Origin of the sequence: Microbacterium sp. TPD7012 (assembly GCF_003075395.1) — a bacterium.
In the GTDB taxonomy this organism is placed as follows: Bacteria; Actinomycetota; Actinomycetes; order Actinomycetales; family Microbacteriaceae; genus Microbacterium.
Window position 1 is genome coordinate 660,570 of sequence record NZ_QDFV01000001.1, and the last position, 20,221, is coordinate 680,790.

Genomic DNA, 20,221 nt, shown 5'->3' on the forward strand with positions numbered 1-20,221 from the left:
CGAGCCTATCCGCGCCTCAGACCCCTCTCGTCCCGCTGCCTCCGGTCTCAGGCGCCGGTGAGCACCAGCCAGAGCAGCGCCCCGTTGAGCGCGATCAGCAGCACGGATGCCACGATCCCGGCTGCCGTCGTCCACACCCGGTTGGTCCAGGCGCCGAGGGTGCGGCGCTGCGCGGTGAGCGCCACCAGGGGGATGAGCGCGAACGGGATGCCGAACGACAGCACGACCTGGCTGAGGACCAGGGCGAGGGTCGGGTCCACGCCGATCCCGAGGATCACGAGCGCCGGAATCAGGGTCACCAGGCGGCGCGCGAGCAGAGGGACGCGCACGTGCAGCAGGCCGTGCATGATCTCGGCGCCCGCGTAGGCGCCGACCGAGGTCGACGCCAGGCCGGAGGCGAGCAGGCCGACGGCGAAGAACGTGGCGACGACGGGACCGAGACCGGCGGCGAGGGCCGCGTGCGCGCCCTCCAGCGAATCGGTGCCCTCGACGCCGGCGAGGTTCGCCGCGGCCAGCAGCAGGATGCCGAGGTTCACCGAGCCCGCGATGACCATCGCGATCGAGACGTCCCAGCGGGTCGCGGTGAGGAGACGGCGGATGCGCGAGGTCTCGGTGCGCACCGCTTCGTCGCCCGCGTGGGCGGTCGTGGCGCCGAAACGGTCGCGGGCGAGCGAGGAGTGCGCGTAGATGGCGTGCGGCATGATCGTCGCACCCAGGATGGATGCCGCGAGCAGCACCGATCCTGTCCCCTCGAATCGGGGCACGAGGCCGCCGACGACGCCAGCGGGGTCCGGCGGAGCCACGAACACGCCCGCCACGAAGCCCACGGTGATGATGACCATGAGGCCGATGATGACGAACTCGAACGGGCGTGCGCCGCGACGGCTCTGCACCGCCAGCAGGATCATCGACACCGCTCCGGTGATGAGGCCGCCGAGCAGCAGCGGGATGTCGAACAGCAGGTACAGGGCGACCGCGCCGCCGATGACCTCGGCGAGATCGGTCGCCATCGCGACCAGCTCGGCCTGCAGCCAGTACGCGCGACGTGCCCATGGCCGCCGCAGCCGGGAGCCCAGCACCTCGGGCAGGCTCTGGCCCGTGACAACACCGAGCTTCGCCGAGAGGTACTGGATCAGCCAGGCCATCACGTTCCCGGCGAGCACGACCCACACCAGCAGGTAGCCGTACTGGGCTCCCGCCGTCATGTTGCTCGCGACGTTGCCGGGGTCGAGATAGGCGACACCCGCGACGAGAGCGGGTCCGAGGAGCCACAGGCTGCGCGGCGCGGTGGAGCGGGGAGCGGTACGGGGCGACGGCGTCAGCACCGACGGAGAATTTTTAGGCACACCGAAACCATAGCGTGTTTTCGGTGTGCCTAAAAGTGGGGACGGTGCCTGCCTGGGTTCACGTGTCGGCCGACATCTGTGCCGCCGGATAGCCTGGCGTGATGGATGAGCAGACGCCCGACGGGCACACCGGTTCGGTGGCGCAGCCCGGGTACGGCGTCGGCCCGTGGCCGGGTGGTGAGGATGCCTGGCCCGACGGCGACCGCTACGACCCGGAGCTCCTGGCGGCGGGGGACACCCGCAACGTCATCGACCGCTACCGCTACTGGCGCATGGAGGCGATCGTCGCGGATCTCGACACCCAGCGGCATCCGTTCCACGTCGCGATCGAGAACTGGCAGCACGACATGAACATCGGCTCGATCGTGCGCAGCGCCAATGCGTTCCTCGCCGACACCGTGCACATCATCGGGCGCCGCCGCTGGAACAAGCGCGGCGCGATGGTGACGGACCGCTACCAGCACGTCGTGCATCACGAGGACGTCGAGACGTTCGCGGCGTGGGCGGCCGCCGAGGGCATCCCGATCATCGCGGTCGACAACGTCGACGGCGCGGTGCCCGTGGATCGCGCCGACCTTCCGCAGACCTGCGTGCTGCTGTTCGGTCAGGAGGGTCCTGGGCTGTCGGCGGAGGCTCTCGCCGCGGCATCCGCCCACATCGAGATCACGCAGTACGGCTCGACCCGCTCGATCAACGCCAGCGCGGCGGCAGCCGTGATCATGTACGAGTGGTGCCGCAGATACGCCGGCTGATCGTGCCGAGGAACCCCCTCGACAGGCGGTGCCCGGGGGCGTAGCGTGAGTGCCGATCGAGGAGGTCGACATGGCAGGCCCTACGCCCATCCGTCCCTATCTCTGGTTCCACGACTCCGCTCAGGAGGCGATGGAGTACTACGTCTCCGTGTTCCCGAACTCGTCGATCGACCAGGTGACGCTCTACCCGGATGAGAACCTCAGCGAGCACTTCGAGGGCATGGGCGGCAAGGTCATCAACGGCGAGTTCACGCTGAACGGCACGCGGTTCGGCTGCATCGACGGGGGACCGGCGTTCACGTTCAACGAGGCCGTGTCGTTCGTGATCGAGTGCGCCGACCAGGCCGAGATCGACCACTACTGGCAGGCGCTCTCCGCGGTTCCGGAGGCGGAGGCGTGCGGGTGGTGCAAGGACAGGTTCGGCGTCAGCTGGCAGGTGGTCCCCGCCGGCCTCGATCTGCTGCAGCAGCGCCCGGAGCAGATCCAGGCGCTCATGCACATGAAGAAGATCGTGATCGCGGAGCTCGAGATCGCCTGATCGAGACACGGCGCCCAGGCGTGAGGTCGCTCAGCTGCGATCGATGCCGAAGAGGTGCCGATAGATCGCGTTGACGTCGCGATCAAGGTGATCGATTCGGCCATGCACGGCCTTGACCTCCGAGCGCACGCCGTCGAATCCGCTCCGGAACTCCGTGCGCACGGAGGTGAACTCGCTCCGGAACTCCGTGCGCAACCCGTCGAATCCGTTCTGCATCATTCGCAGGAAGATCGTCGAGATCAGTGTGATCGTCCCGAACATCCCTGCGGCGAAGACGCCGATCAGTGTCCAGATCTGTGGTTCGTTCATCCCCAGCATCCCCCCAGTGTGACTTGCTCTCATCGAGGATTCCACGCATCGGAACGTTGTATATCGCTGACCCCGCAGACTCTGAAGAACTCGTCCTTCTCTGGTGCTGTGGAGGACTAGACGGCGGCGGCGGCGAGCCAGCGTCCTGACCGCACGCGCCAGCCCAGCGTCGCCAGACGTGCCAGCAGATAGACGCCGAAGAACGCGAGCGCGAGCCAGACGAGGCCGGTGCTGCCGTCGACGCCGACCGCGGCGATGATCCACAGCACGGGCAGGAACGGCACGAGGTTCAGGGCACCGGCGATCGCGAGGTACCGCGCGTCGTTCGCCCCCATCAGCACCCCGTCGAGCACGAACACGATGCCGGCGACGGGTTGCGCGGCGGCCAGCAGGATCAGCGCCGGCTGCACGAGCGCCGCGATCTCCGGGTCGCCGGTGAAGACGAGGCCGAGCACCCCCGAGCTCGCGGCGATCAGCGCACCGACCGCGAGACCGAACCACGCACCCCAGGCCACGGTGCGGCCGAGCACTCGGTGCACCTGCTTCTCGTCGCCGGCTCCGAGCTCCTTGCCGATCAGGGCCTGCGCGGCGATCGCCAGCGCATCGAGCGCGAAGGCCGCGGCGGAGAAGATGGTGAAGACGATCTGCCAGCCTGCGAGCTCCTCGGTCCCGATGCCCGTGGCGACGGCGACCGTCACGAGGAGGGCGACGCGCAGGCTCACGGTGCGCAGGAACAGCCAGCCGCCGGAGGCGGCGGTGCTGCGCATGCCCGCCCGCTGTGCACGGAGCGAAGCGCTGTGCCGGGTGGCGAGCCGGCGCACGACCAGCACGTACGCGGCGACCATGCCCCACTGCGCGGCGACGGTGCCCGCGGCGGATCCGGCGATGCCCCACCCGAACCCGTAGATGAAGAGCCAGTTGAGCAGCGCGTTGGCGCCGAATCCGAGGCCGGCGATCCACAGCGGCGTCACCGTGTCCTGCATCCCGCGCAGCAGGCCGGTCGCGGCGAACACGATCAGCATCGCCGGCAGCCCCCACATCGAGATGACGAGGTAGGCGTTCGCCTGTTCGGCGACGGCTTCCCCCGCACCGAACAGCGAGACGAGCCACGGCGATGCGACGGTGCCGACGACAGCGAGCGCCGCGCCCAGCGCGAGAGCCAGCCACATCCCGTTCACTCCCACGGTCACGGCTTCGCCGGGTCGGCCGGCGCCGAAGCGACGAGCGACCGCCGGGGTGGTCGAGTACGCGAGGAAGACCATCAGACCGACGATCGTCTGCAGCACGGCCCCGGCGATGCCGAGCCCGGCGAGCGGCGTGGTGCCCAGATGCCCGACCAGGGCCGCGTCGACGATGAGGAAGGCGGGCTCCGCGATCAGAGCGCCCAGCGCGGGAACGGCGAGCCGCAGGATCTCTCGATTGAGGGAGCGGCGCGCGGTCATCTTCCGAGCTTAGGGTGGGGAGGGAACTCGGATGCTGCGGAGGTGCATCATGACGGATCCACGGGAGAGCGCTGCGCGATATCGGGCGCGGCAGCAGCAGGGGTCGACGGGCGACGACGAGGAGGGCATCGCCCCGGGCGTCGCGGCCGCCGTCGATCGGGCGGCCTTCATCGAGACAGCGATCCAGGTGGCGATCCGGCGTGGCGAGTTCGACGACCTGCCCGGTGCGGGCAAGCCGCTGGAGGGTCTGGGCACGCACCACGATCCGGACTGGTGGATCCGCCGCAAGATCGAGACCGAGAACCTCACCGGGCTCGGCCCGCCCGCGATCCTGCTGCGCAACGAGGACCGCGAGCTCGACGATCAGCTCGACCTCCTCGGACGGGAGTCCGACGTGCGCGATGTGCTGGACGACTTCAACCGGCGCGTGATCGAGGCGCGTCGTCAGCTCCAGGGCGGGCCCCCGGTGGTCACCGCGACCAGGGACGTCGAGGCCTCCGTGGCAGCCTGGCGCGAGCGCCGTGCGGCCCGGCCCGCGGCATCCGCTCCCGAGCCGGAGCGTCGCCGCCGTCGCTGGGGGATCCACAAGACCGAATGACGGAGGCGCGTCATAGGCTGTTCGCATGACTGACGTTCTTCCCGTGGGCCTCGCCCTTGATGAGTTCAGCTCCGACATCCGCCCGCAGGACGACCTGTACCGCCACGTGAACGGCGCCTGGCTCGCTCGCACCGAGATCCCGGGCGACAAGGCGCGCTGGGGCTCGTTCCACCTGCTCGCGGAGCAGGCCGAGAAAGACGTCAGGACGATCATCGAGGAGTCGCAGGATGCCGAGGACGGCACCCTCGCCCGCAAGATCGGCGACCTGTTCGCGAGCTTCATGGACACCGCGCGCATCGAAGCGGCCGGCACGGCTCCGCTCGCCGACACCCTGGCCGAGATCGACGCGATCGACAGCATCCCGTCGTTCCTGCGCACCGTCGGCGCCTATGACCGCGACGGCCGCGCGCACCTGATCGGGTTCTACGTCGACGGCGACCCGGGCGACCCGGAGCGCTACGTGCCGGTCATCGTGCAGTCGGGCCTCTCGCTGCCCGACGAGAGCTATTTCCGGCTCGACACGTTCGAGGAGACGAGGGCCAAGTACCGCGCGCACCTCGAGCGTCTGCTCGCGCTCGCCGGAATCGCGGATGCCGCCGCCCAGGCCGACCGGGCGATCACGCTCGAGACCGAGCTGGCCGGCCACCACTGGGACAACGTGAAGAGCCGCGACGCGGTCGCGACCTACAACCTGAAGAACTGGACCGAGATCCAGGAGCTCGCCGGCGTGGACCTCGCCCCCTGGCGCGAAGCGGTCGCCCCGTCGAACCCGCGTGCTTTCGACGAGGCCGTCGTCTCGCAGCCGAGCTTCCTCGAGGGCCTCGGCGCGCTTCTCACCGCCGAGCGCCTCGACGACTGGAAGGCCTGGCTGCGCGCGCAGGTCGTGCACGCGGCGGCGCCGTACCTGACCGACGACTTCGTGCAGGAGAACTTCTCGTTCTACGGGACCGAGCTCACCGGCGTCCCGACGATCCGCGAGCGCTGGAAGCGCGGCGTCTCGGTGACCGAGGGCGCACTGAGCGAGGCGATCGGCAAGGTCTACGTCGAGCGCCACTACCCGCCGACGGCGAAGGCGGCGATGGACGAGCTCGTCGCGAACCTCATCGAGGCGTACCGCCGGAGCATCACGGACCTCGAGTGGATGACGGCCGAGACGCGCGAGCGCGCGCTGGCCAAGCTCGACTCCTTCACCCCCAAGATCGGCCACCCGACCGTGTGGCGCGATTACTCGAGCCTCACGATCGACCGGGCCGACCTGTTCGGCAACATCCGCCGTGCCGCGATCGTCGAGCACGACCGCCACGTCGACAAGGTCGGCAAGCCGATCGACCGCGACGAGTGGCACATGCCGCCGCAGATGGTGAACGCCTACTACAACCCGTCGATGAACGAGATCGTGTTCCCCGCGGCGATCCTGCAGTACCCGTTCTTCGACGCCGCACGAGACGCCGCCGCGAACTACGGCGGCATCGGCGCGGTCATCGGCCACGAGATCGGCCACGGATTCGACGATCAGGGCAGCCGCTACGACGGAGACGGCCGGCTCCAGGACTGGTGGACCGACGCCGATCGCGCCGCCTTCGAGGAGCGCACCAAGGCACTCATCGCGCAGTACGACGAGCTCGTCCCCGAAGGGCTGGATGCGGAGCATCACGTCAACGGCGCCCTGACGATCGGCGAGAACATCGGCGACCTCGGCGGCCTGGGCATCGCGCTGAAGGCCTACGAGCTGTCGCTCGCCGGCGCCGCGGATCCTGTCATCGACGGCTACACGGGAGTCCAGCGCCTGCTGCTCTCCTGGGCCCAGGTCTGGCAGCAGAAGAGCCGCGACGCCGAGACCCTGCGGCTCCTCACGATCGACCCGCACTCGCCGAACGAGTTCCGCTGCAACCAGATCGTGCGCAACATCGACGCCTTCTACGCCGCGTTCGACGTGAGCGAGGACGATGCGCTGTGGCTGCCGCAGGAGTCCCGGGTGACCATCTGGTGACCGATCACCGCAGTCTGTGACGATCTCCCCGGCGGCGGGGTTACGATATCCCTGCCGCTGGGGAGCGCATCCTCTCGGTATCCCGCAATCCCCATCCCCCCTAAGGATCACGCGTGGGCGCTCCCGAGCCTTTCGAAGGGTTCCGCAACTCGCAGGCCCCGGCCTCTGCCGGCGGACGTCGGTCGCAGCGCGCCAGCAGACGCCTCCCGCGACGAGCCGCCGTCGGACGCCGGTCGTTCACCTCGACCCTGCGGTCGCTGGAGGAGCTGGCGGACGCCGGTGCGCAGGTCTCCGTGCACGTCGTCGACCTCGACAGCCACGTGCACGTGCTCTCGGGCGATGACCACGTCACGATGCCGGTCGCGGGGCTCGGCGTCGTGCCGCTGCTGATCGAGGTGGCGGCGGGTTTCGAGAACGGCACGCTGGATCCCCTGGAGATCGTCGACCGCACGGTCGTGGAGGCGGTGGAGACCTCGGGGCTGTGGCGGAACCTGCACGCCCCCGCGCTGCCGCTCGAAGATCTCGCGGTGCTGGCTGCCACCGCCGGTGACCCGATCGCGGTGAACGCTCTGCTGCAGCGGGTCGGGCACGATCGAGTGCGCGAGCGCATCGAGTCGCTCGGGCTGCGTCGCACAGCACTGCTCGACCGCTTCCGCGACCAGCGCGGTCCCGACGACGCACCGCAGGTCGCGGTGGGATCGGCCCGCGAGCTCGCCGGCCTCTTCTCGGCGCTCGTGAACTCGCAGGTCGTCGACGCCGCGGTCAGCGCCCAGGTGTCGGAGTGGCTCAGCCTCAATCAGGATCTGAGCCTGGTGGCGGCATCCACGGGTCTCGATCCGTTCTCGCACGATCACGACGCCCACGGGCTGCTCTTCATCAACAAGACGGGCCGCGATCGCGGCGTGCGTGCCGAGGCCGGCGTGCTCGCCGGGCCCCGCGCCGGCATCGCCTACTCGCTCATCGTCTGCTTCGACGACCTCTCGATCACCCACCGTCTGCGCGCGCACGACGCGTTCCGCGTGCTCGGTGTGGAGCTCATGGAGTACACGCACTGAGAGCCGTCGCTCTCGGCCGAAGCGTCAGCCCGGCAGCGACGGATGCTGCTCGGCGCTGCGCTGGCGGGGGATGAACAGCGACAGCACGACGGCGACGATGCCCGCGGCGATCGCCAGCCAGAAGCACACGTCGAACGCGGCGCGCGTCGGCATCGCCACGCCGTCGGCGTCGGTGCTCATCGCCGCGAGGATCCCGCCCATGACGGCGGAGGCGCTGGACGTGCCGACCGAGCGGAACAGGGCGTTCAGGCCGTTGGATGCTCCGGTCTCGTTCGCCGGGACGGAGCGCATGATGATCATCGGCATGGCCGCGAAGGTGAAACCGATGCCCACGCCGATGAGGACGTTCGCGGCGAGGATGTGCCACACCTCGCTCGACCACAGCAGCACGAACAGATAGGCGAGCACGATCGCGGCAGCGCCGATCGTGAAGAGCGGGCGTGGGCCGACGGTGCGCTCGAGCCGTCCGGACAGCGGTGAGATGACCATCATCACCAGTCCGGCCGGCATGACGACGAGCGCGGCGCCGACCATGTCGAGGCCGAACCCCGAGCTCGCGACGGGCATCTCGAGCAGCTGCGGGAACGTGATGTTGGATCCGAACAGGGCGAAGCCCATGCCGATCGCGGCGATGTTCGTGAAGAGCACGGCGGGACGCGCGGCGACGCGCAGGTCGAGCAGCGGGTCTTTCGTGCGCAGCTGGTACCAGCCCCAGACGAGCAGCACGATGACGCCGCCGATGATGCTCGTGAGCGTGAGGGGCGCCGTCCAGCCCCACTCCGCACCTCGGGACACGAAGAGCAGGATGCCGGTGAGCCCGATCGCGAGCCCGATCGCGCCGATCACGTCGAGGCGGCCGGGGGAGCGCAGGACGTCTTCCGGCACGACGAGCAGCACGAGCGCGAGGCCGACGGCTCCGAGCGCGGCGGCGAGCCAGAAGAGCATGTGCCAGTCGGCGTGCTCGGCGAGAAGAGCGGCGACCGGGAGTCCGATCGCTCCGCCCACGCCCATGGTGGCGCTCATCAGGGCGACAGCGGTTCCCAGGCGTTCGGGTGGCAGGACGTCGCGCATGATCGCGATGCCGAGCGGGACGACACCCGTGACGGCACCCTGCAGGGCGCGGCCGATGATGACGCCCACGATCGATCCGGAGAGTGCGGCGATGAGGGAACCGGCGACGAGGAGCGCCAGCAACACGATCACGACGCGGCGCTTGCCGTACATGTCGCCCAGGCGTCCGGAGATCGGGGTGGCGACGGCGGCCACGAGCAGTGTGATCGTGACGACCCAGGTGGTGTCCTCGCGTGAGGCGTTCAGGAGCTGCGGGAGCTCCGCCTGCAGCGGCACCACCAGCGTGAACATGAACGACGAGCACAGCCCCGCGAAGGCGAGGACGGCGACGATCGCCCATTTCGGCGGGGTTCTCGAGAGACGTCTCCTGGCCTTGTCCTCGTTCGCACCCACCGACCAAGGCTATCGGCGCTCCCGACCCCCGAGGGTCGAACGACTCTGACTAACATGTGGACATGGCCACGAGCAGCGTCGCTCCGGACGATCCGGCCGCCAGTCGCGGCATCTCCCGGCGCACCCAGTCCGACATCTACCGCGCCGGCATCAGCGGGACGAAGCCCGCGGTGCCGATCGACTCCGCGGGGTTGAAGGCCGCCGCCCGCAAGGCGCTGAGCGCCGAGGCGTTCGCCTACATCGCCGGAGGTGCGGGCGCCGAGCGAACCGTGGCGGCCAACCGCGCGGCGTTCGGACGCTGGCAGGTCTGGCCGCGTCCGCTGCGCGATGTCTCCGCGCGCGACCTCGGCGTCGACTTCCTCGGCGTGCGCCGTCCGACTCCGCTGCTGCTCGCTCCGCTCGGGGTGATGGAGATGGCGCACGCGGATGCCGACCTCGCGGTGGCCAGAGCCGCGGCATCCGTCGGCGTGCCGTACACGCTCTCGAACCAGGCGTCGTTCCCGATGGAGCAGGTGGCGGATGCCGCGCCGCAGGGGTCCCGCCTGTTCCAGCTCTACTGGTCGGCGTCGGACGACCTGAACCGCTCGCTGCTCGCCCGCGCCGAGGCGTCCGGCTGCGAGGCGATCGTCGTCACGCTCGACACTCATCTGCTGGGCTGGCGGACGCGGGATCTCGATCTGGCGTATCTGCCGTTCACTCGGGGCATGGGCATCGCGCAGTACATGAGCGATCCGGTCTTCCAGCAGCTCGTGCGCGCACGGGTGAGCGCTCCGAAGACGGATGCCGCGGCCGTGAAGGTCACGCCCCAGGCCGTCCGGGCGGCACTGACGATCGCGAGGAAGGGCGCGCCTCTCACAGGAGGCGGCTCGCTGCGCGACAACCTGCGCTCACCCCTGCCGAGGGCCGCGGTCGAGACGTTCCTCGACGTGTTCTCCACCCCGGCGCTGACCTGGGGCGACCTCGCCAAGGCTCGGGAGTGGACGACCCTGCCGATCATCCTCAAGGGGATCGTGCACCCCGACGATGCGCAGAGCTCCCTGGACGCCGGGATGGACGGGATCTGGATCTCCAACCACGGCGGCCGCCAGATCGACCAGTCCGTGCCCACGCTCGCCGTGCTGCCCGAGATCGCCGACCGCGTGGCCGGCCGGGTGCCGATCGTGTTCGACTCCGGCGTGCGAGGAGGAGCGGATGCCGCGATCGCCCTCGCTCTGGGCGCCACCGTCGTGGCGCTCGGGCGTCCCTACGCGTACGGTCTCGGCATCGCGGGGGAGGCGGGGGTGCGCGAGGTGATCCGCAACGTGCTCGCCGAGCTCGACATCACCGTCGGACTGGCGGGCCTGACGTCGGTGTCGCAGCTGGATCGGGATGCCCTGCGCGCCGTCTGATCCGGATGCCGATTCCTCGAACCGGCCGAGGAGGGGCAGACTGGGTTCGTGCGAACCATCCGCGATCTCGACACCGTTGAACTCATCCTCGACGCGCAGGGTCTGCTCGACTCCATCAGGGGTCCGCAGCGCGTCGTGGATGCCGGCACTCTGCGCGCCCTGCAGCAATCGGGCAACTACGTCGTCGGCTTCTTCGACGGCGAGGGCGACGACGAGCGCATGGTCGGCGCGTCGATCGCGTTCTTCGGAGAGCCGGCGCGCCGTGCGATGCACTCGCACATCACCGCGCTGCTGCCCGAGTACCGCGGCCGCGGGTGGGGCCGCGAGCTCAAGGAGCACCAGCGCCAGTGGGCCTTCTCGCGCGACGTCGGCCGCATCACCTGGACGTTCGACCCGCTCGTGGCGCGCAACGCGCACTTCTTCTTCTCGGTGCTGGGCGCCAGGGCCACCGGGTACTCGGTGAACCGCTACGGCATCTTCGGCGGCGGAGACGCGGGCGACGAGAGCGACCGGCTCGACGTCGAGTGGGCTCTCGCCGACATCGCGAAGCCCCCGGCATCCGACACGGTCGTCCAGACCCTCGAGATCCCCGCCGACATCGAGTCGCTACGTGTCTCCGACCCCGACGCCGCCCACGAGTGGCGCATGCGCCTGCGGGGCGAGATGGAGGAGCTCCTCGGACGCGGCCTCCGGGTCGCCGGGTTCGACGTCGAGCGGGGCTACCTCTTCACGGAGTGACGCCGGCCGTCACCGCACCCCGCGCATGAGCTTCAGCACGGGCTTGACCGAGAGCAGCAGTCCGATCCCGACGACGATCGCGATGGCACCGAGGTTCGAGAAGAACGGCACCTCGTTCTCGGGGTCGTAGAAGGCCACGAGCTGCCCCGAGATCGCGGTGCCCAGCGCGACCGACAGGAAGAACAGCGCCACCATCTGCGTCTGGAACACGGCCGGGGCGAGCTTCGTGCTCGCCGACAGCCCGACGGGCGACAGCAGCAGCTCGGCGACGGTGAACACGAACAGGATGCCCACGATCGCCAGCACCGGCGTGGTGTTCTCCCCTCCGCCTGCGAACGGAAGGAACAGCAGGAACGCGGATCCCATGATGATCGCGGCGAGTCCGAACTTCACCGGGGTGGAGGGCTGGCGTCTGCCGAGTTTCGTCCAGAGGGCGGCGAAGACACCGGACAGGATGATGATGAAGACCGGGTTGATCGACTGCACCCACGAGACCGGCATCTCCCAGCCGAAGAGCGAGCGGTCCAGGCGCTTGTCGGAGTAGATCGTCAGCACCGTGAACTGCTGCTGATACAGCGACCAGAACGCGACGCTGGTGATGAACAGCGGCAGGAAGCCCCACACGCGCGACCGCTCGGTCGCGTCGATGCGGGGACTGCGCAGGATCACCGTGAAGTAGGCGATCGCTGCGACGACCGTGACGCCGATGACGATGGGGGCGAAGTTGTCGGCGCGGATGACTCCGAGCAGCACGAGCACCGCGATGAGCACGACGGCGGTGACCGCGATCACGACGACCAGACGGTAGCGCGACGAGGGCAGCGGGTTCGGCACCACGCGTGCGGCTGCAGGCAGGGATCGGCGGCCGAACGAGTACTGCACCAGGCCGAGGGTCATTCCGACAGCCGCCAGACCGAAGCCCCAGTGGAAGCCCAGGGTCGACTGCAGGATGCCGGTCAGGATGGGGCCGAGGAAGCCGCCGAGGTTGATCCCGAGGTAGAAGAGCGAGAAGCCGGCGTCGCGCCGGGTGTCGTCCGGCGCGTAGAGCGTTCCGACGACCGAGGTGGCGTTCGCCTTGAGGCCACCCGATCCGAGCGCGACCAGGACGAGACCGACGCCCACGCCGAGCACGCCGGGGATGAGGGCCAGCGCGATGTGCCCCGCGACGATCACGATGGCGCTGACGAACAGGACGCGCTCCGACCCGAACAGTCGGTCCGCGAGCCAGGCGCCGAGGATGGTGGCGAGGTAGACGGATCCGCCGTAGGCGCCGACGATGCCGCCCGCCACCGCCTCGGGGATCCCGAGCCCGCCCTGGGTGGCCGAGTAGTACAGGTAGATGAGCAGGATCCCCTGCATGCCGTAGAAGCTGAATCGCTCCCACATCTCCACGCCGAAGATGTGGACCAGCGACCACGGCTGTCCGAAGAATCGGGTGTCATCGTCGCGGGTCCGACCGGTCGGCTGCGCAGTGCTCATGCCACGACGGTACCCTTTCGGCAGGCTCAGGGACCCCGTTTCGCGACGGATAGAATGGGGGTGCCCGTGCTCACGGGTTCTCCCGCTTCCGACCATTGGAGCCACCATGGCCGAACAGTCCCGCCTCGACAAGGTCATCGCCCTCGCCCGCCACCGCGGGTTCGTGTTCCAGGCCGGTGAGATCTACGGCGGTTCGCGTTCGGCATGGGATTACGGCCCCCTCGGCACCGAGCTCAAGGAGAACATCCGTCGGCAGTGGTGGCAGACGTTCGTGCGCGGCCGCGGCGACATGGTCGGCCTCGACTCCTCGATCATCCTCCCCAAGCGCGTGTGGGAGGCATCGGGTCACGTCGCGACCTTCACCGACCCGCTGGTCGAGTGCCTGCAGTGCCACAAGCGCTTCCGCGCCGACAACCTCATCGAGGACTTCGAGGCGCGCAAGGGCCGCAAGGCCGAGAACGGCCTCGCCGACATCCCCTGCCCCAACTGCGGCACCAAGGGCCAGTACACCGAGCCGAAGGCGTTCTCCGGCCTGGTGAAGACGTACCTCGGCGTCGTCGACGACGAGTCGGGCCTCTACTACCTGCGCCCCGAGACGGCGCAGGGCATCTTCGTGAACTTCTCGAACGTGCTCACCGCGAGCCGCAAGAAGCCGCCGTTCGGCATCGGCCAGGTCGGCAAGGCGTTCCGCAACGAGATCACCCCGGGCAACTTCATCTTCCGCACCCGCGAGTTCGAGCAGATGGAGATCGAGTTCTTCACGCCGCCCGCCGAGGCGCCGCAGTGGTTCGAGCACTGGGTGGAGGCGTGCTGGAACTGGTTCATCGATCTCGGCATCGACCCCGAGAACATGCGTCAGTTCGACGTGCCGGAAGACGATCGCGCGCACTACTCCGCCGGCACCATCGACGTCGAGTACAAGTTCGGCTTCGCGGGCAAGGAGTGGGGCGAGCTCATGGGCGTCGCCAACCGCACCGACTACGACCTGTCGAGCCACAGCGAGGCATCCGGCCAGAGCCTGACGTACTTCGACCAGGCCACGGGCGAGCGCTACACCCCCTACGTGATCGAGCCGTCGTTCGGTCTCACCCGCGCCATGATGGCGTTCCTCGTCGACGCGTATCGCGAGGAGGAGGTCCCGAACGCCAAGGGCGGCTCCGACGTGCGCACGGTGCTGAAGCTCGACCCGCGTCTCGCCCCGGTCAAGGCCGCAGTGCTGCCGCTGTCGCGCAACGAGCGGCTTTCGCCCCTCGCCCGCGAGGTCGCCGACACGCTCCGGAGCTCCTGGGCGGTCGACTTCGACGACGCCGGCGCGATCGGCCGGCGCTACCGTCGCCAGGACGAGATCGGCACCCCGTTCTGCGTCACGGTCGACTTCGACTCGCTCGACGACCGTGCTGTCACCGTGCGCGACCGCGACACGATGGCGCAGGAGCGCGTCGCGATCGACGGCCTGCACGCCTACCTCGCGGAGCGTCTCAAGGGCGCCTGAGCGCCCGGCCTCACCGCCGCTATGCTGACGGCATGATCGAGGAGTGGAGCGAGTTCAACGTGGCCATGGCCGGAGCCACCGCCGCTCTGGTCGGCCTCGTGATCGTCGCATCCAGCGTGAATATCGGCGAGATCATCAAGTCGCGCACGCTCACGGCGCGTCTGCTGGCCGGGATCGCGGCGCTCGTGCTCGCCCTCGCGGTGTCGGCGATCAGCCTCGTGCCCGGGATCGACCGCATCTGGTTCGGAGTGGTGACCGTCTTCGCGACGCTCTTGGCGGCGATCTTCCAGGTGCACGCGACACGGCTCATCGCGACCGACCCCGACCCGGCCGACCGGGCGCGACCGCTCAAGTACATCGTGGGCTTCCTCCCGCTCCTCGCCTACCTCGTCGCCGGCGTGCTCGTCCTGATCGGGCATCCGGCGGGCCTCTATCTCACCGCGGCCGGATGCCTGCTGGCGATCGTGTCCGCGATCGTGGTGTCGTGGGTCGCGCTGGTCGAAGTGCTGCGCTGAGCGGATGCCGGCTCAGGAGGCCGGGGACCCGGCGACCGCCCGCGCATAGCGCTCCGAGAGCACCTGCAGGCGGGGGATGAGCTCCGGGGGCGATTCCACCGTGAAGTCCATCATCAGCATCCCGATATAGGCGGCGACCGTGTCGAGGCTGTCGGCGCCGGTCACCAGCACGCAGTGGTCCTCGTCGATCGGCTCGACGGCGCCGACCGCCGGATGGATGCGGTCGAGCACCTGCTGCGTCGGCGCATCGATGAGCAGACGCGCGTGCACGTTCCAGCCGCTCTCGGCGATCGTGCGCATCATGAACGCGGTGTAGTCACCACCGGGCAGCGGGTGCGGGTCGAAGCGCCGTCGCGTCGGCATCCGCAGCTCCATCCAGTCGACGCGGTACGTGTGCCATTCTCCGCTCTGCGGGTCCCGTCCGACCAGGTACCACCGGCGATGCCAGGTGAGCAGTCGGTAGGGCTCCACCAGCACGGGCGCGTCCTGGTAGTCGAAGCGCAGCCACTCCTCGTTGCGGATCGCGCCCGCGATCTCGCGCAGGACCGTCGCATCGACCACGGGGTCGGGTGCGTCGGTGTCGTTGTTCTCGGGCGCGCGGTCGATCGTCGTCTTCAGCGCATCGACCACTGGGCGCAGGTGCGACGGCAGCACCTGCTCGAGCTTGGCGAGGGCCCGCGCGCCGGACTCCTCGACGCCGGCGATGCCCGCCGCGGCGCGCAGCCCCACCGTGACAGCCACGGCCTCCTCGTCGTCGAGCAGAAGAGGGGGGAGCTTGCCGCCGGAGCCGAGGCGGTAGCCGCCGACGGCTCCGCGTGTCGCGTCGACCGGATAGCCGAGTTCCCGCAGACGATCGACGTCGTGGCGGATCGTGCGCGAGGAGACTCCCAGGCGCTCGGCCAGGTCTCGGCCGGAGCGCTCCGGGCCCGTCTGCAGCAGCGAGAGGAGGGCCAGGAGCCGGGCGGTGGGATCGGCCATGAGAATCCCTTCGAGGAAGTTCTTTTATTAGGAACATATCCTACCTAATGAGGAAATATCGTCGAAGACATGAACAACACAACCGCTCCCCTCAGCATCCGCCCGTTCACCGTCTCGGTCTCCGCCGCCGAGATCGCCGATCTGCAGGATCGTCTCGCCCGCACCCGGCTGCCCCAGCCCTCTCCCACCGACGACTGGGATGCCGGCACCCCCAACTCCTACCTCCGTGAGGCCATCGAAGCGTGGCGCTCGTTCGACTGGGCGGCCGCCCAGGAGCGGATCAACGCCGTTCCGCACTTCACCACCGAGATCGACGGACAGACGATCCACTTCATCCACGTCCGCTCCGCTCACGAGGGTGCGACGCCGCTCCTGCTCGCCCACACGTACCCCGGCTCGGCCGTCGACTACCTCGACGTGATCGACCGGCTCGTCGACCCGGTGGCGCACGGCGGCCGCGCCGAGGATGCCTTCGACGTCGTGATCCCGGATGCTCCCGGCTACGGCTTCTCGCAGCCGCTGGCCTCCGCCGGCTGGACCACGGCGAAGGTCGCCGCGGCCTACGACCAGCTGATGCGCGGCCTCGGCTACGACAGCTACGGCATCCACGGCTCCGACAACGGCGCGATGGTCGCGCGTGAGCTCGGGCTGCTCAACCCCGAGGGATTCCTCGGCCTGCACGTGCTGCAGCTGTTCTCGTTCCCGTCGGGCGACCCGTCCGAGTTCGAGCGGCTGGAGCCGCAGGACTACGCCGGCCTGGAGCACATGCAGTGGTTCCAGTCCGTCGGCGGGTACAACACGATGAACTCCTCGCGGCCTCAGACCGTCTCGGTGGGCATCAGCGACTCCCCGATCGGACTGCTCGCCTACAGCGAGCTGTTCAACTCGTTCGGCAACGGCACCTCGCTCGTGACGCTCGAGCAGATCCTGCTCGAGGTCAGCGTGAACTGGTTCGCCAACGCGGCCTCCGGCATGAGCCGCAGCTACCTGGAGAACGCCCGCGCCGACGGCGGGGAGGACGCGGCGCCGCAGATCAACGCCGCGCCGACCGGGGTCGCGGTGTTCAAGGACGACTTCCAGACGATCCGGGTCTTCGCCGAGCGCGACAACTCGAACATCGTGCACTGGAGCCGCTTCGACGAGGGCGGCCACTTCGCGGCCCTCGAGCGTCCGGATCTCGTCGCCGGCGACATCCGCGCGTTCTTCGCCGGGCTGCGCTGAGCGCGACCGCCCCGAGACCCCGCCCCGCTGATCTCAGCCGGGCGGGGTCTCGTCGTGCAGGTCGAGCCACATGATGCGCAGGCCCACATCGCCTTCGATCGGATGCCGGAATGCACCGGGTGCGATGCCGATCGTGCGGAAGCCGAGATCCTCGTACAGGTGGACGGCGGACGCGTTCGTCTCGACCACCGCGTTGAACTGCACTGCCGCGAAGCCTTCGCGCCGCGCCCAGCCGATCATGTCCTCCACGAGGGTCCGTCCCACACGACGCCCCCTCGCGGCGACGTCCACCATGAAGCTCGCGGATGCCACATGCGACCCCGGCCCCGGACGATTGGGGTACATGTTCGCCGTGCCGAGCACCCGCTCGCCGGACACCGCGACGACGGTCCGCGCCGGAGCGCCCAGCATCCACATCCGGCGTGCGTCGGCCTCGCCCATGCCGGGGTCGTAGGCGAAGGTCGTCTGCTCGCGGATGACCTCGCGGACGATCGTCCAGATCTGCGGCCAGTCGTCACCGGTGGCTTCGCGCACCGTGACGGCGCTCAGCTCGTGACCTCGATCCGCACCTCGTCCGTGCCGCCGGATTCCGCCCAGGCCAGAGAGCGTTCGAGGATGCCGCGGAGCACGTCGAGGTCGATCTGCTCGAGGTCCTTGATGTAGACGCAGCTGACGCCGGTCGTGTGCGGGCCGAGCTGCGCGAGCGCCTCGGCGTGGGCGTCTGTGCCGTCGAGCAGGTAGATCGTCGTGGATGCTTTGCGCGGAGCGAAGCCGAGGAGTCCGGTGTCGCCCTCTGTGCCGGTCGGGTAGCGGTAGTGGCACGAGCCGAACCCGATGATCGTGCCCCAGGTCGCGGGCTCACGGCCCGAGATCTCCTGCATGAGCGCGGTCAGCGTCTCGGCATCGCGCCGGCGGATCGCGGGGGTCGCGCGGGCGATGAGGCCGCCGACATCGCTCCCGGTCGGCTCCATGTCAGGCCTTCGCTTCCTTCGCCGCGAGTTTCATCGCCTTCTTGTGCTCGCGCACCTTCGTCAGCGACTCGGGCGAGACGATGTCGGCGACGCTGCGGTACGAGCCCTCCTCGCCGTAGACGCCGGCGGCCTCGCGCCAGCCCGCGCCGGTGAAGCCGTACTGCTTGCCGAGCAGCGCCAGGAAGATCTTCGCCTTCTGCTCGCCGAAGCCGGGGAGGGACTTGAGGCGCTTCAGCACCTCGGCGCCAGACGGCTGGGTCCCTGAGCCCGTCGAAGGGCGCGTCCAGAGTGCGCTGGCATCCCCGCCCCAGTCGTCGACGAGCGTCTGGCACAGCGTCTGCACGCGCGTCGCCATCGATCCGGGGAAACGATGCACGGCGGGAGTCTGCTGGAAGGCCTCGAGGAACTCGTCCGGTGCCATGCCGGCGATGGCGGCGGCATCCGTCGCTCCGGTGCGCTGCTCGATCTTGAGCGGACCGGCGAACGCGGTCTCCATCGGGACCTGCTGGTCCAGCAGCATCCCGACCAGCAGAGCCAGCGGGTTATCGGTCAGCAGCTCGTCGGCGGCGGTGTCTCCGGTGATGTGAAGGGCCATGCCTCCAGTCTCCCACCGAGTCCGGCGTCACGCGATCGAGGACTCGGGCCCCTGCTCGGCGGCCGGCTCGACGGGGTCGATGCCGTAGAGCGCGCCGAGCGCCGCGGCGAAGTCGTCCGCACGCCCGGCGGCGGCCAGCTCGTGCGCGCGCGTGGTCGGCGTGTGCAGGAGGACGCCGGTGAGGTGGCGGAGCGCCTGCTCCACACGGCCGTCCTCGTCGCCGCGGGCGCGAGCGCGGGCGATCTCGGACTCGAGGAGAGAGAACATGTGCGTGCGCAGGGCGACGACCGACGGGGTGACGCTCTGCCGGGCGCCGACGACGTGGAACGTGTCGGCGGCCTCGCGCACCACGCTGCGCGCGGCATCCGTCGCCTGCAGCTCTTCGAGCGGGGCGTGCAGACGGATGGTCTCGAGGTCGAGCAGAGCCACGCCGTCGAGAGCGCCGACGGCAGGGTCGACGTTGCGCGGCATGCCGAGGTCGACGACGAGCTGCTGGGAGTGCGATCCCGTGCCCGTCGCAGAGACCGGGCATCCGGCGGCGACGACGCCGACCGGGTGCTGCAGATGCTCCGGGCCGAGCACGGGCTCTGTCGCGGTCGTGCAGGTGATCAGCAGGCTCGAGTGCGCGGCGGTGCGGGCGTACTCGGCGGCGGAGACAGGGCGGATGCCGTGCTTCGCGGCGAACACCTCGGCGCGGCCGGAAGGCGAGTACACCGAGATGTCGACGGCGCCGCGTTCGCGCAGCGTGGCGAGGGTGACGGCGGCGTAGGCGCCTGTTCCGACGAGCAGCACGCGCTCAGCGGACCAGTCGGCGATGCGGCTGTCGGCGAGCTCGAGGGCGAGGCGCACGAGGGAGCGGCCGGCGCGGCCGAGGGCGGTGACGTTCTTGACCTTGCGCTGCGCCTGGCTCGCGCGCTGGAACAGCCGCTCGAGCTCGGGGGAGGTGGTGCCGTCCTTGCGTGCGGACTTCAGCGCGCGACGCACCTGGCCGGCGATCTCACCCTCGCCGGAGACCACGGATTCGAGACCGGATGCCACGGAGAACAGGTGCTCGGCGACGCGGCGACCGGAGTGCACGGCGTAGGCGCCTTCGAACTCGGCGGCTGCGACACCGGTCGTGGCCTCGACCGCCTCGAGCACGGCCTCGACGCCGATCGCGCCGGCAGCCGTGACAGGCTCGTCCATCTCGACGTACGCCTCGAAGCGATTGCAGGTCGCCAGAACGACCGCACCCTGCACGCACGGTGTCATGTCCACGAGGGTGGAGGCGACGTCGTCGGGGGTGCGGCTCAGGCGTTCGAGCAATTCGAAGGAGGCGGTCTTGTGACTCGCCGTCACACACAGCAGCAC

At 69.6% G+C, this 20,221-nt stretch carries 20 protein-coding genes; 10 read left to right on the plus strand and 10 right to left on the minus strand.

Features of this window, described 5'->3' with window-relative positions; translation table 11 throughout:
- Nucleotides 1–47 precede the first annotated feature (47 nt).
- Nucleotides 48–1,322, minus strand: coding sequence for an Nramp family divalent metal transporter (locus DC434_RS03145; RefSeq protein WP_116634021.1), 1,275 nt, complete (start codon nucleotides 1,320–1,322; stop codon nucleotides 48–50).
- Nucleotides 1,323–1,447: 125 nt separating this feature from the next.
- On the opposite strand from DC434_RS03145, the gene DC434_RS03150 reads away from it, so the two are divergent.
- Both DC434_RS03150 and DC434_RS03155 read left to right on the plus strand, forming a co-directional pair.
- On the plus strand, nucleotides 1,448–2,098 hold the full coding sequence (locus DC434_RS03150) for a TrmH family RNA methyltransferase (RefSeq protein ID WP_116633793.1): 651 nt from the start codon (nucleotides 1,448–1,450) through the stop codon (nucleotides 2,096–2,098).
- Nucleotides 2,099–2,168: 70 nt separating this feature from the next.
- Complete coding sequence (locus DC434_RS03155) at nucleotides 2,169–2,636, plus strand: VOC family protein (protein ID WP_116634022.1); 468 nt, start codon at nucleotides 2,169–2,171, stop codon at nucleotides 2,634–2,636.
- Between the two features lie 30 nt (nucleotides 2,637–2,666).
- Here the strand turns inward: DC434_RS03155 and DC434_RS03160 are convergent, their stop codons facing one another.
- Nucleotides 2,667–2,945: a hypothetical protein gene (locus DC434_RS03160; protein ID WP_116634023.1), complete on the minus strand. Its 279-nt coding sequence runs from the start codon at nucleotides 2,943–2,945 to the stop codon at nucleotides 2,667–2,669.
- Between the two features lie 116 nt (nucleotides 2,946–3,061).
- Entirely contained in the window at nucleotides 3,062–4,387 is a 1,326-nt protein-coding gene (locus DC434_RS03165) for an MATE family efflux transporter (protein ID WP_116633794.1), read from the minus strand.
- Between the two features lie 49 nt (nucleotides 4,388–4,436).
- On the opposite strand from DC434_RS03165, the gene DC434_RS03170 reads away from it, so the two are divergent.
- From DC434_RS03170 to DC434_RS03180, 3 genes are all read left to right on the plus strand, one after another.
- Nucleotides 4,437–4,985, plus strand: coding sequence for a DUF1992 domain-containing protein (locus tag DC434_RS03170; protein WP_243408779.1), 549 nt, complete (start codon nucleotides 4,437–4,439; stop codon nucleotides 4,983–4,985).
- Nucleotides 4,986–5,010: 25 nt separating this feature from the next.
- Nucleotides 5,011–6,975, plus strand: coding sequence for a M13-type metalloendopeptidase (locus tag DC434_RS03175; RefSeq protein ID WP_116633796.1), 1,965 nt, complete (start codon nucleotides 5,011–5,013; stop codon nucleotides 6,973–6,975).
- Between the two features lie 113 nt (nucleotides 6,976–7,088).
- Nucleotides 7,089–8,030 carry a serine hydrolase gene (locus DC434_RS03180; protein ID WP_116633797.1) on the plus strand — a complete coding sequence of 314 codons (942 nt, stop codon included), beginning with the start codon at nucleotides 7,089–7,091 and terminating at the stop codon, nucleotides 8,028–8,030.
- 24 nt (nucleotides 8,031–8,054) lie between these two features.
- Here the strand turns inward: DC434_RS03180 and DC434_RS03185 are convergent, their stop codons facing one another.
- Nucleotides 8,055–9,494 carry an MFS transporter gene (locus DC434_RS03185; protein ID WP_116633798.1) on the minus strand — a complete coding sequence of 480 codons (1,440 nt, stop codon included), beginning with the start codon at nucleotides 9,492–9,494 and terminating at the stop codon, nucleotides 8,055–8,057.
- Nucleotides 9,495–9,556: 62 nt separating this feature from the next.
- On the opposite strand from DC434_RS03185, the gene DC434_RS03190 reads away from it, so the two are divergent.
- Nucleotides 9,557–10,882: an alpha-hydroxy-acid oxidizing protein gene (locus tag DC434_RS03190; protein WP_116633799.1), complete on the plus strand. Its 1,326-nt coding sequence runs from the start codon at nucleotides 9,557–9,559 to the stop codon at nucleotides 10,880–10,882.
- A 48-nt stretch (nucleotides 10,883–10,930) separates the two neighbouring features.
- Nucleotides 10,931–11,620, plus strand: a complete 690-nt coding sequence (locus tag DC434_RS03195; protein WP_116633800.1) for a GNAT family N-acetyltransferase — start codon at nucleotides 10,931–10,933, stop codon at nucleotides 11,618–11,620.
- Nucleotides 11,621–11,629: 9 nt separating this feature from the next.
- On the opposite strand, the gene DC434_RS03200 is transcribed toward DC434_RS03195, so the two are convergent.
- Nucleotides 11,630–13,099 (minus strand): peptide MFS transporter, encoded by a 1,470-nt coding sequence (locus tag DC434_RS03200; protein ID WP_116633801.1) that lies wholly within the window; start codon nucleotides 13,097–13,099, stop codon nucleotides 11,630–11,632.
- 106 nt (nucleotides 13,100–13,205) lie between these two features.
- On the opposite strand from DC434_RS03200, the gene DC434_RS03205 reads away from it, so the two are divergent.
- Together DC434_RS03205 and DC434_RS03210 are read left to right on the plus strand one after the other, a co-directional pair.
- A complete protein-coding gene (locus tag DC434_RS03205) occupies nucleotides 13,206–14,591 on the plus strand; it encodes a glycine--tRNA ligase (protein WP_116633802.1) in 1,386 nt (461 codons plus the stop codon).
- Between the two features lie 32 nt (nucleotides 14,592–14,623).
- Nucleotides 14,624–15,106 (plus strand): hypothetical protein, encoded by a 483-nt coding sequence (locus DC434_RS03210; protein ID WP_116633803.1) that lies wholly within the window; start codon nucleotides 14,624–14,626, stop codon nucleotides 15,104–15,106.
- A gap of 12 nt (nucleotides 15,107–15,118) precedes the next feature.
- Here DC434_RS03210 and DC434_RS03215 read toward each other — a convergent pair whose 3' ends face one another.
- Nucleotides 15,119–16,084 carry a WYL domain-containing protein gene (locus tag DC434_RS03215; protein WP_116633804.1) on the minus strand — a complete coding sequence of 322 codons (966 nt, stop codon included), beginning with the start codon at nucleotides 16,082–16,084 and terminating at the stop codon, nucleotides 15,119–15,121.
- Nucleotides 16,085–16,153: 69 nt separating this feature from the next.
- Between DC434_RS03215 and DC434_RS03220 the strand changes: the two genes are divergently transcribed.
- Complete coding sequence (locus DC434_RS03220) at nucleotides 16,154–17,305, plus strand: epoxide hydrolase family protein (protein WP_116633805.1); 1,152 nt, start codon at nucleotides 16,154–16,156, stop codon at nucleotides 17,303–17,305.
- 33 nt (nucleotides 17,306–17,338) lie between these two features.
- On the opposite strand, the gene DC434_RS03225 is transcribed toward DC434_RS03220, so the two are convergent.
- From DC434_RS03225 to DC434_RS03240, 4 genes are read right to left on the minus strand one after another with little or no spacing between them, the layout of a single operon-like run.
- Nucleotides 17,339–17,839, minus strand: a complete 501-nt coding sequence (locus DC434_RS03225) for a GNAT family N-acetyltransferase (protein WP_243408780.1) — start codon at nucleotides 17,837–17,839, stop codon at nucleotides 17,339–17,341.
- Nucleotides 17,840–17,850: 11 nt separating this feature from the next.
- Entirely contained in the window at nucleotides 17,851–18,276 is a 426-nt protein-coding gene (locus DC434_RS03230) for a DUF1801 domain-containing protein (RefSeq protein WP_116633806.1), read from the minus strand.
- Nucleotide 18,277: 1 nt separating this feature from the next.
- Entirely contained in the window at nucleotides 18,278–18,871 is a 594-nt protein-coding gene (locus DC434_RS03235; protein ID WP_116633807.1) for an HhH-GPD-type base excision DNA repair protein, read from the minus strand.
- 27 nt (nucleotides 18,872–18,898) lie between these two features.
- Complete coding sequence (locus DC434_RS03240; RefSeq protein WP_116633808.1) at nucleotides 18,899–20,221, minus strand: glutamyl-tRNA reductase; 1,323 nt, start codon at nucleotides 20,219–20,221, stop codon at nucleotides 18,899–18,901.

Bases quoted from the DNA above. Each gene is read 5' to 3' on its own strand.
- DC434_RS03150 (WP_116633793.1), top strand. From the start codon at position 1,448: ATGGATGAGCAGACGCCCGACGGGCACACCGGTTCGGTGGCGCAGCCC.
- DC434_RS03155 (WP_116634022.1), top strand. From the start codon at position 2,169: ATGGCAGGCCCTACGCCCATCCGTCCCTATCTCTGGTTCCACGACTCC.
- DC434_RS03160 (WP_116634023.1), bottom strand. From the start codon at position 2,945: ATGAACGAACCACAGATCTGGACACTGATCGGCGTCTTCGCCGCAGGG.
- DC434_RS03165 (WP_116633794.1), bottom strand. From the start codon at position 4,387: ATGACCGCGCGCCGCTCCCTCAATCGAGAGATCCTGCGGCTCGCCGTT.
- DC434_RS03170 (WP_243408779.1), top strand. From the start codon at position 4,437: ATGACGGATCCACGGGAGAGCGCTGCGCGATATCGGGCGCGGCAGCAG.
- DC434_RS03175 (WP_116633796.1), top strand. From the start codon at position 5,011: ATGACTGACGTTCTTCCCGTGGGCCTCGCCCTTGATGAGTTCAGCTCC.
- DC434_RS03190 (WP_116633799.1), top strand. From the start codon at position 9,557: ATGGCCACGAGCAGCGTCGCTCCGGACGATCCGGCCGCCAGTCGCGGC.
- DC434_RS03200 (WP_116633801.1), bottom strand. From the start codon at position 13,099: ATGAGCACTGCGCAGCCGACCGGTCGGACCCGCGACGATGACACCCGA.
- DC434_RS03205 (WP_116633802.1), top strand. From the start codon at position 13,206: ATGGCCGAACAGTCCCGCCTCGACAAGGTCATCGCCCTCGCCCGCCAC.
- DC434_RS03210 (WP_116633803.1), top strand. From the start codon at position 14,624: ATGATCGAGGAGTGGAGCGAGTTCAACGTGGCCATGGCCGGAGCCACC.
- DC434_RS03215 (WP_116633804.1), bottom strand. From the start codon at position 16,084: ATGGCCGATCCCACCGCCCGGCTCCTGGCCCTCCTCTCGCTGCTGCAG.
- DC434_RS03220 (WP_116633805.1), top strand. From the start codon at position 16,154: ATGAACAACACAACCGCTCCCCTCAGCATCCGCCCGTTCACCGTCTCG.
- DC434_RS03230 (WP_116633806.1), bottom strand. From the start codon at position 18,276: ATGGAGCCGACCGGGAGCGATGTCGGCGGCCTCATCGCCCGCGCGACC.
- DC434_RS03235 (WP_116633807.1), bottom strand. From the start codon at position 18,871: ATGGCCCTTCACATCACCGGAGACACCGCCGCCGACGAGCTGCTGACC.